This is a genomic window from Micromonospora sp. NPDC005324, from assembly GCF_040607155.1.
GTDB classification, from domain to species: domain Bacteria; phylum Actinomycetota; class Actinomycetes; order Mycobacteriales; family Micromonosporaceae; genus Micromonospora; species Micromonospora trifolii.
In genome coordinates this window covers 255186-269805 of sequence record NZ_JBEXGE010000001.1, presented here as the reverse complement: position 1 = coordinate 269805, position 14620 = coordinate 255186, and the positions used below count along the sequence as shown (strand labels likewise).

14 protein-coding genes and 1 riboswitch are annotated in these 14620 nt (G+C 73.2%); of the genes, 7 read left to right on the top strand and 7 right to left on the bottom strand.

What is annotated here, in order from left to right; genetic code table 11:
* Position 1 precedes the first annotated feature (1 nt).
* Both ABZS40_RS01320 and ABZS40_RS01315 read right to left on the bottom strand, forming a co-directional pair.
* The gene (locus ABZS40_RS01320; protein WP_053655020.1) at positions 2–628 is read right to left on the bottom strand and encodes a DUF47 family protein; all 627 of its coding nucleotides are present in this window, start codon (positions 626–628) and stop codon (positions 2–4) included.
* A 128-nt stretch (positions 629–756) separates the two neighbouring features.
* Positions 757–1698 carry a PPK2 family polyphosphate kinase gene (locus ABZS40_RS01315; RefSeq protein WP_354940493.1) on the bottom strand — a complete coding sequence of 314 codons (942 nt, stop codon included), beginning with the start codon at positions 1696–1698 and terminating at the stop codon, positions 757–759.
* A 190-nt stretch (positions 1699–1888) separates the two neighbouring features.
* On the opposite strand from ABZS40_RS01315, the gene sigJ reads away from it, so the two are divergent.
* Entirely contained in the window at positions 1889–2854 is a 966-nt protein-coding gene (gene sigJ / locus ABZS40_RS01310) for an RNA polymerase sigma factor SigJ (protein ID WP_354940490.1), read from the top strand.
* Positions 2855–2879: 25 nt separating this feature from the next.
* Here sigJ and ABZS40_RS01305 read toward each other — a convergent pair whose 3' ends face one another.
* Positions 2880–3386: a DUF402 domain-containing protein gene (locus ABZS40_RS01305; protein ID WP_238676645.1), complete on the bottom strand. Its 507-nt coding sequence runs from the start codon at positions 3384–3386 to the stop codon at positions 2880–2882.
* Positions 3387–3488: 102 nt separating this feature from the next.
* Between ABZS40_RS01305 and ABZS40_RS01300 the strand changes: the two genes are divergently transcribed.
* Positions 3489–5693: an ATP-dependent DNA helicase gene (locus ABZS40_RS01300; protein ID WP_354940486.1), complete on the top strand. Its 2205-nt coding sequence runs from the start codon at positions 3489–3491 to the stop codon at positions 5691–5693.
* Between the two features lie 123 nt (positions 5694–5816).
* Here ABZS40_RS01300 and ABZS40_RS01295 read toward each other — a convergent pair whose 3' ends face one another.
* Positions 5817–7181, bottom strand: a complete 1365-nt coding sequence (locus tag ABZS40_RS01295; RefSeq protein WP_354940483.1) for an AI-2E family transporter — start codon at positions 7179–7181, stop codon at positions 5817–5819.
* A 105-nt stretch (positions 7182–7286) separates the two neighbouring features.
* On the opposite strand from ABZS40_RS01295, the gene ABZS40_RS01290 reads away from it, so the two are divergent.
* Positions 7287–7625 carry a co-chaperone GroES gene (locus ABZS40_RS01290; RefSeq protein WP_354940480.1) on the top strand — a complete coding sequence of 113 codons (339 nt, stop codon included), beginning with the start codon at positions 7287–7289 and terminating at the stop codon, positions 7623–7625.
* A gap of 93 nt (positions 7626–7718) precedes the next feature.
* Positions 7719–7886, top strand: coding sequence for a hypothetical protein (locus ABZS40_RS01285; protein ID WP_167362445.1), 168 nt, complete (start codon positions 7719–7721; stop codon positions 7884–7886).
* 27 nt (positions 7887–7913) lie between these two features.
* On the opposite strand, the gene ABZS40_RS01280 is transcribed toward ABZS40_RS01285, so the two are convergent.
* Positions 7914–9404, bottom strand: a complete 1491-nt coding sequence (locus tag ABZS40_RS01280; RefSeq protein ID WP_354940476.1) for a PrsW family intramembrane metalloprotease — start codon at positions 9402–9404, stop codon at positions 7914–7916.
* Between the two features lie 23 nt (positions 9405–9427).
* A riboswitch (SAM riboswitch) is annotated at positions 9428–9548 on the top strand.
* 70 nt (positions 9549–9618) lie between these two features.
* On the opposite strand from ABZS40_RS01280, the gene ABZS40_RS01275 reads away from it, so the two are divergent.
* A complete protein-coding gene (locus tag ABZS40_RS01275) occupies positions 9619–10863 on the top strand; it encodes an aminotransferase class V-fold PLP-dependent enzyme (RefSeq protein WP_354940856.1) in 1245 nt (414 codons plus the stop codon).
* 23 nt (positions 10864–10886) lie between these two features.
* Here ABZS40_RS01275 and ABZS40_RS01270 read toward each other — a convergent pair whose 3' ends face one another.
* Positions 10887–12122: an FUSC family protein gene (locus tag ABZS40_RS01270; RefSeq protein WP_354940473.1), complete on the bottom strand. Its 1236-nt coding sequence runs from the start codon at positions 12120–12122 to the stop codon at positions 10887–10889.
* Between the two features lie 88 nt (positions 12123–12210).
* Here ABZS40_RS01270 and ABZS40_RS01265 point away from each other — a divergent pair, with 88 nt between their 5' ends.
* The gene (locus ABZS40_RS01265; RefSeq protein WP_354940470.1) at positions 12211–12885 is read left to right on the top strand and encodes a metal-dependent phosphohydrolase; all 675 of its coding nucleotides are present in this window, start codon (positions 12211–12213) and stop codon (positions 12883–12885) included.
* On the opposite strand, the gene ABZS40_RS01260 is transcribed toward ABZS40_RS01265, so the two are convergent.
* Positions 12857–13141, bottom strand: a complete 285-nt coding sequence (locus tag ABZS40_RS01260) for a DUF4031 domain-containing protein (protein ID WP_354940467.1) — start codon at positions 13139–13141, stop codon at positions 12857–12859. The two genes, ABZS40_RS01265 and ABZS40_RS01260, sit on opposite strands and share 29 nt — an antisense overlap.
* 68 nt (positions 13142–13209) lie before the next feature.
* Between ABZS40_RS01260 and ABZS40_RS01255 the strand changes: the two genes are divergently transcribed.
* Entirely contained in the window at positions 13210–14610 is a 1401-nt protein-coding gene (locus ABZS40_RS01255) for an FAD-linked oxidase C-terminal domain-containing protein (RefSeq protein ID WP_354940464.1), read from the top strand.
* Positions 14611–14620 lie beyond the last annotated feature (10 nt).

The following is a 14620-nucleotide window of genomic DNA, read 5'->3' as shown; positions in this document are numbered from 1 at the left end:
ATCAGGACTCCTTGACCGCGATGGTCTCGACGGTGTTGGCCACGTGCTCGAAGGCGTCGCAGGCGGCCTCCAGCTCGTCGGCGACCTCCTTCATCTTCAGCACCGTCAACGCGTCGTACTCACCGGAGAAGAGGCGGACGAGCAGCTGCCGGTTGATCCGGTCGCCCTCGTTCTCCAGCCGGTTGCACTCGATCCAGTAGTCCTCGAGATCCTTCATCGACTTCAGCCGGGGCATCGCGTCGGCGGTCAGCTTGGCCTGCTGGTCGAGCACGTTGACCATCTCGTGCAGCTCGCGGGGCAGCGCCGGAAGCTCGGTCAGCCCGTACAGGTAGAGCAGGTCGCCCACCGCTTCCAGGTGGTCCATCACGTCGTCCAGCAGCGAGCCGAGCCGGTAGATGTCCTCCCTGTCGAACGGGGTGATGAAGGTCGAGTTGATCTTCTTGTACAGGTCGTGGGTGATCTGGTCGCTGTCGTGCTCGACCTCGGTGAGCCGCTCGCTGACGGACTGTACGTCCACGCCGGGCAGGGCCAGCTCGTTGAGCAGCGCGGTGCCCCGGACCAGGTTCTGCGCGGCCCTGGTGAAGAGCTCGTAGAAGGCGCCCTCGGTGGGGCGGAAGGAAAACTTCACAGCACAGACCTCGTCGCGTCGGTGGAAGGGTGGCGGCGCCCAATGGGTGCCCGCTCGGTGAATGCTAGGAAACGGCCGAATCGGGAATTCGCCGGCCCACCCCTGGCCAGGCGTCATTCACCGGTCGTTCACCTGCTGTTCATCTCGGCTGTCCCACCCGCACCCGCTCCCCCAGCGAGGAGGCGTTTCCGCTCCCGTGCCACGTCGAAATCGGCAGCCGGATACCCGAGATCGAGCGTGTCGAACGTCTCACGCAGCAGGTGGGCCACCGCCCAGTCCCGGTACCACTTGCGGTCCGCCGGCACCACGAACCAGGGCGCGGCGTCCGTGCCGCACCGGCTCAGGGCCTCGGCGTACGCGGCCTGGTAGTCGTCCCAGTGCCCCCGCGAATCGATGTCGGAGGGGTTGTACTTCCAGTGCTTGCGCGGGTCGGTGAGCCGGTCCATGAGACGCTTGCCCTGCTCGGCGTACGAGATGTGCAGCATCACCTTGATCACTGTGACGCCACCCTCGGTCAGCTCCCGCTCGAACGAGTTGATCTCGTCATAGCGGGCTCGCCAGGTCGTCTCCGGCACCAGCGAGCCGACCCGGGCGATCAACACGTCCTCGTAGTGCGAACGGTTGAACATCCCCACGTACCCCGGCGGCGGCAGCTCCCGGCGGATCCGCCAGAGGAAGTCGTGCCGCAGCTCCTGGCGGGTCGGCGGCCCGAACGAGCGGATGTGCAGGCCCAGCGGGTTCATCGCGCCGGCCACCCGCTTGATCGTGCCGTCCTTGCCGCCGCAGTCCATGGCCTGGAGCACCAGCAGCACCCGGTGCGCCGGCCGCTCCGACCCGGTCTTGGCCATCGCGAAGAGCATCTCCTGCTGCCGGCCCAACCCCTCGCCGACCAGCTCCACCTGCTCCCGCGCCCAGGTCTTGCGGTGCTCGCCGCGGCCCGCGGGCTCTGGCAGGCCGGGCATGGACCGCGGGTCGATCGCGCCGAGATCAACCGGCGCGGTGACCCGCAGCAGTTCCCGCACGGAACCGCCGTCCGGTGCCACGATCTGCCCTTGCTGGGGTGCGCTCATGCACGGATCATCGCCCACCCACCGCCGTTCCGCCCGCCGAGAGCCACCTCCGGGCCGGGGCCCGCTGATCGGCACCGACCGGCCCGCGCCGACGGCAGGCACCACTCCGCCGTACCGTTTCGGGGCTGCCGGCGCGCCCGCTCGGCGGGAGGATGGAGACCGGAACGCCGACCGGAAGGGGTGGTGGGTCGTGCGGGAACTGGCGACGGAGTTCGAGGCCGAGCGGGGCCAACTGCTCGCGGTGGCCCACCGGATGCTGGGCAGCCGCAGCGAGGCGGAGGACGCGGTGCAGGAGACCTGGCTGCGCTACGCCGGGGCGCTGGCCGAACCGCCAGCCCGCGCCGAGATCCGTGACCTGTCCGCGTGGCTGACCACCACCTGCGCTCGGATCTGCCTGGACGTGCTCCGCTCGGCCCGGGTCCGCCGGGAGGCGTACCCCGGGCAGTGGCTGCCGGAGCCGGTGGTGAGCCCGCTGGGCGGCCGGGCGCCGGCCGACGGCTACGCGCCCGACCCGGCGGAGCGGGCGGTCCGCACCGACGAGGTCGGCACGGCGCTGCTGGTGGTGCTGGAGCGGCTCGCGCCGGAGCAACGGGTCGCCCTCGTGCTGCACGACGTGTTCGCGCTGCCGTTCGCCCGGGTCGCGGGGGTGCTCGGCACCACCGAGGTGGCGGCCCGGCAGCTCGCCTCCCGGGCCCGACGGGCGGTCACCGCGCCGGACGTACCCCGGCACACCGCCGATCCGGCCGAGCAACGTCGGGTGCTCAAGGCGTTCGTCGCCGCCACCGAGTCCGGCGAGCTGGACCAACTGCTTCAGGTGCTCGCGCCGGACGTGGTCTTCGTTGGCGACTCGGGCGGGCACTTCCCGGCAGCCCGTCGGCCGGTGCTCGGCGCGGACGCCGTGGCCCGCCTCACGCTCGGCCTGTTCGGCCGGACCGGCCGGTACGCCGACCGGGTGCTGGCTCGGCTCGTGCTCGTCGACGGCATTCTCGGCCTGCAACTGGAGACGTCGCACAGCGACGGGCGACAGATCCGCCTGGTCACCGCGTTCGCTGTCGACCAGGGCCGGATCACCGCCATCTACAACCAGCTCAACCCGGAGAAGCTGACCGACCTGCCGCCGCTGGCCGCCGACGACGGCTGGCCGCCACGCTGGTGAGCCGGCCCGACCCGGGCGTGCGGCCTCAGACCACCAGGGCCAACCACTTGCGGTACGCGGTGGCGAACGGCTCGGTGCCGTCGCCCAGTGCCCCGAACAGCCGCTGTGCCGCGGCCTCGGCCTCGGCCACCACGTCGTCCGGGTAGCCGAACCGGGCCCGGTGCTCGGCGAACTCGTCCTCGTCGAGCAGCTCCACCAGGCCGGTGGCCCGACGCCGGACGACGTCCAGATCGAGGTCGATCAGGTGGACGGTGTCGTCGGACTCCCAGCGGGCCGGGGTCGCGATGTCGCAGTAGACCTCGCTGGTGCGGGGCGGGGGGTTGAACATGGCCGTCCACCAGGCGCGATGTGGCACCAGCAGCACGAACGGGATCTTCTCCACCGAGGGCCGGCCGTGGTAGACCGACTCGGTGCCCTCGGGCACGCCGAGCCAGACGCCGAGATCGTCCTCGGTGAGCCGGCGGGCCGGGTAGTCACGGTGGGCGCTGCCGTCGTACTTGCGGTAGATCACGCGGACCATGTCGCTCGGCATGATTCGCACCCTAACCGATACAGCCCAACGCGTCGTAGCGCGGCCGTAACCGGACGGGGTTGCCGCAACGCCTCCCCCGGTCGGCGTCGCGCCACGCGGCGGATGGGCGCTGTCGGTGTCGGCGGCGCCGGGTACCGTCGCACGGTGACTCCGCCCCGCACCGCCGCCGGTTCCGCCACCCCGTCGGCTCGGGCCAAGAGCCGGCGGCGGGGCGCCCGGCCCAGTGGCACCGAGCTGCTGGCGGCGGCGGTCGGCGCGGTGCCCGGCGGCGCGGAGCGCCCCGGCCAGCTACAGATGACCACGGCGATCGAGGAGTGCGTCGCCGGCGGCGAGCATCTGCTCGTGCAGGCGGGCACCGGCACCGGCAAGTCGCTCGCCTACCTCGCGCCGGCGCTCACTGTGGACGGCCCGGTGGTGGTCTCCACCGCCACCCTGGCGTTGCAGTCCCAGCTGGTCGACCACGACCTGCCCCGACTCGCGGACGCGGTCGAGCCGGTGCTCGGCCGGCGGCCCACCTTCGCCGTGCTCAAGGGCCGCCACCACTACCTCTGCCTCGCCCGACTGGACAACTCCACCGAGGAGGAGCCGGAGGACACCCTCTTCGACGCCCCTGCGGCGCGCCCCGGCGGCGGGACGAAGTGGCTCGGTGAGGCGGGCCGGTTGGGCAAGCAGGTCGAGCGGCTGCGCGACTGGGCCGAGAAGACCGCCACCGGCGACCGGGACGAACTGGACCCAGGCGTCGACGACCAGGCCTGGCGGCTGGTGTCGATGCCGGCCCGCGAGTGCGTCGGCGCGACCCGTTGCCCGTTCGGGCAGGAGTGCTTCGCCGAGGCGTCGCGCGCCCGCGCCCGGGAGGCCGACATCGTGGTGACCAACCACAGCCTGCTCGCTGTCGACATGCTCGCCGACCGGCACATCGTGCCGCCGCACAAGCTGCTCATCGTCGACGAGGCGCACGAGCTGGCCGACCGGGTCTCCTCCGCCGCACAGGCGGAGCTGGTGCCGGAGCTGATCGACCGGACCACCCGGCGGGCCCGTACGCTGCTGCGCCCGGAGACCGCCGAGGCGCTCACCGCCGCCGGTGACGCCCTGGCGGTCGGGCTGGCCGAGGCGCCGGCCGGGCGGATCACCTCGGGGCTGCCGACGCCACTGCGGGAGGCGTGCACGCTGCTCGACGCGGCGACCCGCTCCGCCCTGGACGCGATCGGCGACGTCAAGTCCGACGACCCCGACCCGGTCCGCAAGCAGCAGGCGAAGGCCGCCCTGGACGAACTCTCCACCACCGCGCAGCGGCTGTTGGAGGAGGGCGACCACGACGTGGCCTGGGTGGAGAAGAACGACAGCGGCAACCGCCGGGCGCTGGTGGTCGCGCCGCTGTCGGTGGCCGGCACCCTCGCCACCCACCTGTACGACGAACGCACCGTCGTGGCCACCTCGGCGACCCTGGCGCTGGGCGGCCGGTTCGACACCGTCGCCCGCGCCCTGGGGCTGGACGCGCCACCGCCCGCCCCGCCGACCCCCGCCGCGGCAGCGCTGGCCGCTCGCACCGGGCCGGGCCGGCCGGCCGCCGAGGCGCCGGGCCGTCGCCTCGCCGGCGAGGTCAACCCGAACGCCGTCGTCCCGGCCACCGAGGGCCCCGGGTGGCGGTCACTCGACGTCGGTTCGCCGTTCGACTACGCCCGGCAGGGCATCCTGTACGTCGCCGCGCACCTTCCCCGCCCCAGCGTCTCAGGGCTGCCCGAGGCTGCCGGAGAGGAGCTGCTCGGGCTGGTCGAGGCGCTCGGTGGTCGTACTCTGGGGCTCTTCTCCTCCCGGCGGGCCGCGCAGCAGGCGGCGGAGCTGTTGCGCGCGCGGACCGACCTGCCGGTGCTGCTCCAGGGCGAGGAGGCGCTGCCGCTGCTGGTGCGGCGCTTCCGCGAGGAGCGCGCCACCTGCCTGTTCGGGGTGATGTCGCTCTGGCAGGGGGTGGATGTGCCGGGTGACGCGTGCCAGCTCGTCGTCATCGACCGGCTGCCCTTCCCCCGCCCGGACGAACCGCTGGCGGCGGCCCGCGCGGCGGCGGTGGACGCGGGCGGCGGCTCGGGCTTCGCGGCGGTCAGCGTGCCGATCGCGGCGGTCCGGCTGGCGCAGGGCGTGGGCCGGCTGATCCGGGCGACCGGCGACCGGGGCGTGGTCGCGGTGCTCGACTCCCGGCTGGAGACGGCCCGAGGCTACGGGCCGTTCCTGCGCCGCTCACTGCCCCCGTTCTGGTACACGACCCGTCCCGAGGTGGCCCGGGGCGCCCTGGAACGCCTGGCCAAGTCCTGACCCGCGCCGCCTGGGCAGGCTCAGGATCGCGCTACAACGAGGAAAGAGTGGTCTCCCGCTGGCGGGAGGCCACTCTTTCCATGATCCTGATCCTGCGTGATCTGGCGGGCGGGACGCGCGGGGCTAGGGGGCCTGGGAGGCGACGACCACGGCGTCGGGCGGGGTGTCCGGGACCCTACGGGCGGCAAGCCGGCGGACCGCTGTGTTCAGCACCGCGATGAGCGGCACGGAGACCAGCGCGCCGGTGATGCCGGCCAGTACGACACCGGCGGCGATACCGATGATCACCGCGAGCGGGTGGAGGGCGACCGCCCGGCCCATGATCAGCGGCTGGAGCACGTGCCCCTCGATCTGCTGTACGCCGATCACCGCGCCGAGGATGATCAACGCGGTGACCGGGCCGCTGTCGACGAGGGCCACCAGCACCGCCACGCCGCCGGAGAGCGCCGCACCGACGATCGGGATGAACGCGCCGAGGAAGACCAGCGCGGCCAGCGGGAAGGCGAACGGGATGTCGAAGACGACAAGGAAGATGCCGATGCCGACCGCGTCGATGAAGGCGACCAGCACTGTCGCGCGGACGTAGGCGCCGAGCGTGTGCCAGGAGGCGCGGCCGGCGTCGTCGACCTTCCAGCGGGCGGCCACCGGCAGCAGCCGGACCAGGAAGCGCCAGATCCGGTTGCCGTCGCGCAGGAAGAAGAACGTCGCGAACAGGACCAGCAGCGTGCCGGTCAGCACCTCGGCCAGCGTCGCGGCGGTGCTCAGCGCCCCGCTGGTGAATTTCGAGGTGTTGTCGTTGATCCAGGCCTGCGCCTCGTCGATGTAGCGGTCGAGCTGAGTGTCGGAGAGGTGCAGCGGGCCCGTCTTCAGCCAGTTCTGGATCTGCCGGACACCCTCCGACGACTTCTCGCTCAGCTCCGGTACGCCGCGAATGAACTCGTTGACCACCAACGTCAGCGTGCCGATCACCGCGGCCAGGCCGCCGACCAGCACCACAGCCGTCGCCAGCGACCGGGGGAACCGGACCCGTAGCAGCCAGCCCACCGCCGGGGCGAGCAGCGCGGAGAGCAGCAGCGCGATGGCCAGCGGGATGATGACAATCTTGATCGTGCCGACGATCCGCAGCAGCGCCCAGGCCACCACGCCGATCACGATCAGTCGCCAACACCACGCGGCGGCGATCCGGAGCCCGTGCGGAACGTCGGCGTCGTCCCGGCTGGTGGTGGAGCTGTGCAGGTCCACCGGCGGTTCCGCGCCGTAGACCGTGGCGCTGGGTGGCGCGGTCGGCCCCGGCGCAGCCGGCGACGCCACCCGGGCCGCCTCCGACGCGTCGTTCAGCGCATCACTCGACGTGCCCTCGTCGGCGCGCGCCGACTCCTGTCGTGACTGGTAGGCGCGGCGAAGCCGCCCGCGTACCCGCTCGAAGCGGCTCAAGCGCACCTCCTGGCAGAAAACCCGGCCCGCCACCGGCGACAGGTCGGACAGCATACGTCCGTTCCCGACTTCGTAGGGCGGTTCCGCCACACAATGCCCCGACCACCTCCGGCGTAACCACCGGCAGGCCACCGTTGGCCACACGGTAGCGTCTGCGGCGTGACCGTCGACAACGATCTCGACGCCGGCCTGCCGATCCGCCTGCTGCACGACCGCGTGCTGGTGCGGATGGAGGGCAGCGAGGGCGAACGCCGCTCCACCGCCGGCATCGTCATTCCGGCTACCGCCGCGGTCGGCAAGCGCCTCGCCTGGGCCACCACGGTCGGGGTGGGGCCGAACGTCCGCGCCATCGTCTCCGGCGACCGGGTGCTCTTTGACCCGGACGACCGCTCCGAGGTCGAGCTGCACGGCCGCGGTTACGTGCTGCTGCGGGAGCGGGACGTGCACGCCGTGGCCGCCGAGCGCATCGAGAACGACTCGACCGGCCTCTACCTCTGACGCACCTCCCCCGGCCACCAGGCCCCGCCGCGCACCGTTTGCCCAGCCGCACGACGGGAAGCCATCCGGCGACCGTGGCCCTGGGGAGGGACGATGCCGGTATTCGTGAAGAAGTTGTTGACCTGGGGCAGTGTCGCGTTCCTGATCTACTTCATGGCCTTTCGGCCGGACGGCGCCGCGCAGATGTTCCGAGGGATCGGGGCCGCGCTGATCGCGATGTTCCAGGGCCTCGGTGACTTCCTCACCTCGCTGCTGGCCTGAGCGGCACTGCCGACCAGCTCGCAGCTGTCAGGGATGCGTCGGCGGCCAGGGCGACGCCGGGCGCAGGCCCTGCCAGCCGGGCGGGGCGTACCCCACCGGAGCCGGGGCGGGAGCCAACACCACAGGGATCGGCACCACCGGCTCGTCCGGCGCGTCCACAGCGCGCTGCGTGCCGTCCGGGAAGCGCAGGTGGTAGCGGCTGCCGTCCCAGACCCCCGCCGGGGCCTGCGGGTCCCGACCCACGAAGAACGACCGGTACTCGGTGATCGCGTCCAGCAGCTCCCGCTCCTCGCGGGCGGTCCGCTCCTGGTCGGCGGGTTTGCGGTCCAGGCCGCGCAGCGCCCCGTCGCGCAGCAGGGCCAGCCGGGTGGCGGCGGACTGGTAACCCCGCATCGCCCGCACCCCGGCGTCACCGGCCACCCGCCGCGCCCAACTGCGGGCGGCGTGCCGTCTGCCGAGACTGCTCAGGGCGGCCACCTCGGGCGGGCTGAGCCAGCCGGCGCGGACGTAGTCGGGCAGGACCCGCTCGGTGAGCCGCCCCTCCCAGGCGCGCAACCACAGCGCCAGCCCCACGGTGCCGAAGAAGACCGGCACCATGAGGCCCAGGAAGCCGTACAGCATGATCACGGCCTCGCCGGTGGCCTGGGTCAGCGTGGGCAGCAGGTTCCACGTGCCGTGCAGCATCATCGCCAGCAGCAGGCCGGCGATCGGGGCGAGCACCCGGATACGCCGGTCGGCCGTCCGGGAGGCGATACCCAGCCCCACACCGGTCATCGCCGTGAAAAGGGGATGGGCGAACCCGAACAACAGGATCCGCAGGATGAAGATCGCGATGACCTGCTGGATGCCGGTGGCCGGGCCGTACCGGTCAGCGCCGGACGCGTATCCCAAGCCGCCCAGGTAGAGGATGTTCTCCACCATTGCGAAGCCGACCGCGCTGAGCCCGCAGTAGACCAGGCCGTCGGTGATCCCGGACCACTCGCGGCGGCGGAACACCAGCAGCAGGATCGGGCCCAACGCCTTGGTCAGCTCTTCGATGAACGGCGCCACCAGCACCCCGGTCAACGCGGACGGCAGACCCCAGTCGGCGAAACGGTTGGCCGCGAAGTCGTTCACAGTGAGCGAGGCGGCCGTGGAGACGAACGCCCCCCAGGCGAAGCAGAAGATCAGATACTTCAGCGGCTCCGGTTCGTACCGATCCAGCCAGAGGAAGCAGGCGACCAGCACCGGCACCGGCAGGATGGCGGCCACCACCCCGATCAGCAGGGCCTGCACACCGAGCGACTGGCCGAGCGTGAAGACCATGAAGACGGCGCACGCCGCGATCAACAGCACCACCCCGGCCAGCGCCAGGAACCGCCGCCAGCCCAGTCGGCGCAGCGGCATCCGGGGCGTCTCACCCGTGGGCGGGACGGCGGGCGCAGGCGGGGCGGCGGGCGACGGCGGCAGCGGTGAACCGGGCGGGGTGTCGGCCATGCGGTCAGCGTAGCCATCCGCCGCCGGCTGGTTCGGCCGCATCGGTAGCCGCTATGCTGCCGGCAGGTCACGAGCGCCAGCGTCAAGCCCCGGCTTGCTGGCCGGCAACCCTCGTCGAGTTCGCGGTGGGGTGCCCCGGGTGATGACCGGGCCCAGCCCGATCGGTGTGCTGGGCAAGCGCGGACTCCGTCCCGATGTCGCACCCGGGGTCCCTGACCCCGGAGGTTCCGGCGTGTCCGTCACTCTCGTCCCCTCGCTGCCCAGCCTGCCCACAGTGCCGTCGGCGCCGTCCGCGCCGCTCGACGTCCTCGGCGTGCCTGGCGAGATCAACCTGGACTACGCGGCCAGTGCGCCGTGCGCGCGGGCCGCCGCCGACGCGGTGGCCGAGCTGCTGCCCTGGTACGCCAGCGTGCATCGCGGGGCGGGAGCGCTGTCGCGGCGCTGCACCCTCGCGTACGAGCAGGCCCGGCAGACGATCGGCGACTTCTTCGGCGCTCGCGCCGACGATCATGTGATCTTCACCCGCAACACCACCGACGCGCTCAACCTGCTGGCGCGGGCCGTCCCGGCCGGCACGACTGTGGTCACGAACGCCGGCGAACACCATGCCAACCTGCTGCCCTGGCCGCGCGGGTCGGTGCGGCTGCCGGTGCCCAGCGACCCCGCCGGGGCGGTACGCGACCTCGCCGCCGCCCTCACCGAGCTGCGCCGGGGCAGCAGCCCCGCGCTGCCGGTGCTGGTCGCGGTGACCGGTGCGAGCAACGTGACAGGTGAGCGGTGGCCGGTCGCCGAACTGGCGCGGGTGGCCCACCGGCACGGTGCCCGGATCGTGCTCGACGCCGCGCAGCTCGCCCCGCACGCCCCGGTCGACCTGCTCACGCTCGACGTCGACTACCTGGCCGTGTCCGGCCACAAGCTGTACGCGCCGTTCGGCGCGGGCGTGCTGATCGGCCGGGCGGACTGGCTGGACGCTGCCCCGCCGTACCTGGCCGGTGGTGGGGCCACCAGCCATGTCGGGCCGGCCACCCACGACGTGACCTGGGCGACCGGCCCGGCCCGACACGAGGGCGGCACCCCGAATCTGCTCGGCGCCGTTGCGCTGGCAGCGGTGTGCAAGGCGCTGGACGACGCGGACCAGGGCGCGCTGGCCGCCCACGAGCAGGCCCTGCTGGCACGGCTGCGCACCGGCCTCGCCGCCCTGGGGCACGTCGTCGAGCTGCGCACCTTCGGCCCGGACGCGCCCCGGGTCGGCATCGTCTCGTTCGTGGTCGCCGGCTGGGACTCCACCGAGGTGGCCGCGCGGCTGGCCGCCGAGCACCACATCGGCGTACGGGACGGGTTGTTCTGTGCCCACCCGCTGGCCCGGCGTCTGCTCAGCGAGGCGGCGGGGCGTACCGGCCGACGGGACCTGCCGCCCACCGCGCTGCGTGCCAGCATCGGGCTGGGCAGCACGGCCGCTCAGGTGGACCGGCTGCTCGCGGCGCTGGCCGAGCTGGGCTGAGGCCCGGCCGGCGATGGCCCAGCTCAGCCGACCGGCGGGGCGGTGGGTGGCTTCGGCGTCTCGCCGGGCTCGGCGGGCTCACCGACCGGCCGCTCCTGCTCCCCGAAGGCGGTGCGTATCCACCGGTTCGCCTCCTCCTGCTCGATTCCGGAGGCGACCAACAGGTCACTAGCTGTGGTGCGGATCTGGGCGACCACCACGCTGCCGGAGAAGCCCACCCCGGCGCCGTACGCCCGGCCGGCCTCGCTGACCGCCCGCAGCGACCGCTCCCGGGCCTTCTCCGGCTCCTCGCCGGCGGCGAACTCGTGCTTGAGCAGCCGGACCGACTCGGCGAGGTGGCCGATCGCGTCCGGCATCGGGTCGGGCACCGGTTCCTCGTCCTCGACCAGCGTGACGGACCGGCGGATCAGCGTGCCGCTGTTGCGCATCGCCCTGTCGATCGGGTCGGCCGCCTGCGCGTAGTGGGTCAGTTCGTCGCGGCGGTGCCAGCGGGCCGGGGAGAGGGTGGCGGTCTCCTTGGCCCCCTCGATCGCCTCGCCCAACGTGGCCAACTCCTCCTTGTTGTTGCGCAGCCTCTCCAGTGCGCCCTGGATGGTGGCCCGATCCTGGTTGCGCAGCCCGTCGGCGGTGGCGTCGAGTTGGGCGGCGAGCAGGTCCAGGGCGGGTCGGGCCGCTCGGTTGATCACTCGAAGTGGGTTCAGCGGCAGCAGCACCGCCGTGACCAGCAGCGCGATCCCACCGCCGAGGAACGCGTCGACGAAGCGGGGGATCTCCAGGTTCTGCGTCGACGGGCTCAGCGTCACGATCAGCACCGCAGTGGCCGCCGCCTGGATGACGATGGCCACGCTCGCACCGGCGAAGATGGTGAGCAGGATCGCCACGGTGACCACCAGGCCGAGCTGCCACGCCCCGGTGCCGAGCAGGTAGATCAGAAGGTCGCCGACGAACACCCCGACTCCCACACCGACGATCAACTCGATGGTCCGGCGGAACCGCTGGCCGACCGACGCGGCCAGGGTGCCGACCGCGGAGATCGGCGCGAAGACCGGTTGCGGGTTGCCGAGCACCTTGTGCGAGATCAGGTACGCGAGCCCGGCGGCCAGCCCGGCCTGCACGGCGAGTCCGCCGGCCATCCGTACCCGGTGCAGTCGGTCGTGCAGGGTGGCCCGGCCACGGTGGCGCAGTTGTTCGGTGGCCTCGGCGATCCGCGCGCCGTCGATGTCCACCAACCCGTCGCGCAGCGCGGCACGTCGCACCATCGGCTGTCGCTTGTCCCGGGCCACGGCCATGGGCGCGACTACCCGTGGTGGGCCCGCTGAACCCTCCCTTCCCGCGCGTCGCGGGAAGATGCGGCAGACTCGGGCGGTGGTTGATCTGTGGAACCGGTGGCTGGCGGCGGCCCGAGCTGCCGGCGCGAGGCCCGACCCGGACACGACAGGGGCCGGTGAACAGGTGATCGCCCGCTGGCGGGAGCCGCACCGGCACTATCACACGCTGGCCCATCTGACGGCGGTGCTCGATGTGGTGGACCAGCACGCCGACCTGGCCGCTCGGGCCGACGTGGTCCGGCTGGCGGCCTGGTTCCACGACGCGGTCTACGACCCGCGGGCCGCTGGCAACGCCAACGAACGGGACAGCGCCGCGCTGGCCGAGAGCGTGCTCACCGGGCTCGGGGTGCCGGCGCCCACTGTGGCCGAGGTGCGCCGGCTGGTGCTGCTCACCGCCGGGCACACGGTGACGCCGGGCGACCGGGACGGGGCGTTGCTGTGTGATGCGGACCTGGCCGTGCTGGCCGCGCCGCCGGCCCGCTACGACCGCTACGCGGCGGCGATCCGCCAGGAGTACGCCCATGTGCCGGAGCCGGCCTTCCGGGCTGGGCGGGCCGCCGTGTTGACCGGCCTGCTGGCGCTGCCCGCGCTGTTCCGGTCGCCACCGCTGGCGAGCCGGTGGGAAGAGCCCGCCCGGGACAATGTGCGCCGCGAGCTGGCCGCGCTCACCGGGGAGCCGGAGAACGCGGGCTGACCAGGTGCTTCGGCCGACGCAGGCCGGTGGCACGGAGCAACCGGACCAGCTCCCGGCTCGGCACCACCTGGGCACCGAGCCACACCGCCGCCGCGAACCGGTCGGCCGGGATGTCGTAGTGGTCCCGGTCGAAGCCGCGCCGGGGCGCGCCGAGCGCCTCGGCGAAGGCGTGCAGTTCGGCGTACGAGACGTCACTGATCAGGTGCGACCAGAGCCGACCGCGCCACGGCCAGGCCGGCCGGTCCAGGTAGAGCATGGTGCCCAAGTTATCCCGCCCAGTCGATCATGTTGATGATCGCCGGTCGGCGACCTAGCCTCGGCTGCATGGCCCCCACCGCGCTCCTCGACGACCTGCGCGCCGCGCTCGGTGACGACGCCGTGCTCACCGACCCGGACCTGCTGCGCATGCACCAGCGGGACGAGGCCGACCTGTGCGCGGCCGGCGTCCCGCTGGTGGTGACCCGCCCGCGCGACACCGAGCAGGTGGTCGCCGTGATCCAGGCAGCGGCACGGCACGGCGTACCGGTGGTGCCGCAGGGCGCGCGGACCGGGCTGGCCGGCGCGGCGAACGCGGTGGACGGCGCCGTGGTGCTCAGCACCGTCGCGATGAACGAGATCCGGGAGATCGACCCGGTGAGCCGGATCGCTGTGGTCCAGCCGGGCGTGGTCAACGCGGCGCTGGCCGGGGCGGTGGCCAGACAGGGCCTCTGGTACCCGCCGGACCCCGGCTCGTGGGAGTCCTCCACCATCGGCGGCAACGTGGCCACCAACGCCGGCGGCATGTGCTGTGTGAAGTACGGCGTGACCACCGAGTACGTGCTCGGCCTGGAGGTGGTGCTCGCCTCCGGCGAGGTGCTGCGCACCGGCCGGCGTACGGCCAAGGGGGTGGCCGGGTACGACCTGACCCGACTGTTCGTCGGTTCGGAGGGCACCCTCGGCGTGATCACCGAGGTGACAGTGGCGCTGCGCCCCGCCCCGGCCGACTCACTGACCCTGGTGGCGGTCTTCGGATCGACCGCCACGGCCGGCGCGGCGGTGGCCGAGATCGCGGCTCGCGGGCTCACCCCCAGCCTGCTGGAGATGCTGGACCAGACCCACCTGCGGGCGATCGAGGCGTACCAGCCGATGGGGTTGCGGACCGACGCGCAGGCCCTGTTGCTGGCCGCCGCCGACACCGGCGCCCGGGCGGCGGACGACCTGGCCGTGCTGGCCGAGGTCTGTGAGGCCGTCGGCGCCGACGAGGTCTACGCGGCCACCGACGCGGTGGAGGCGGCGGCGCTGCTCCAGGCTCGCCGGCTGGCCCACCCGGCCATGGAGAAGTTCGCGGCGGACGCCTACCCGGGCGGCAACGGCGGTCTGGTGATCGACGACGTGGCGGTGCCGCGCGGCGCGCTCGCGGCGCTCCTGGACGGGGTCGCCCGGATCGCGGCCCAGTGTGAGGTGCCGATCGGCGTGGTCGGGCACGCCGGGGACGGCAACATGCACCCGAACATCGTGGTCGACCGGGCCGACCCGGCGAGCGTGGAGCGGGGCCGGCGGGCCTTCGACGAGATCATGCGGCTCGGCCTGGACCTGGGCGGCACGTGCACCGGCGAGCACGGGGTGGGGCTGCTCAAGCGGGACTGGCTGGCCCGGGAGATCGGGCCGGTCGGTGTCCGGGTGCATCAGGCGGTCAAGTCGGCGCTCGACCCGGCCGGCCTGCTCAACCCGGGCAAGGTGCTCTGACCGGCTGCTT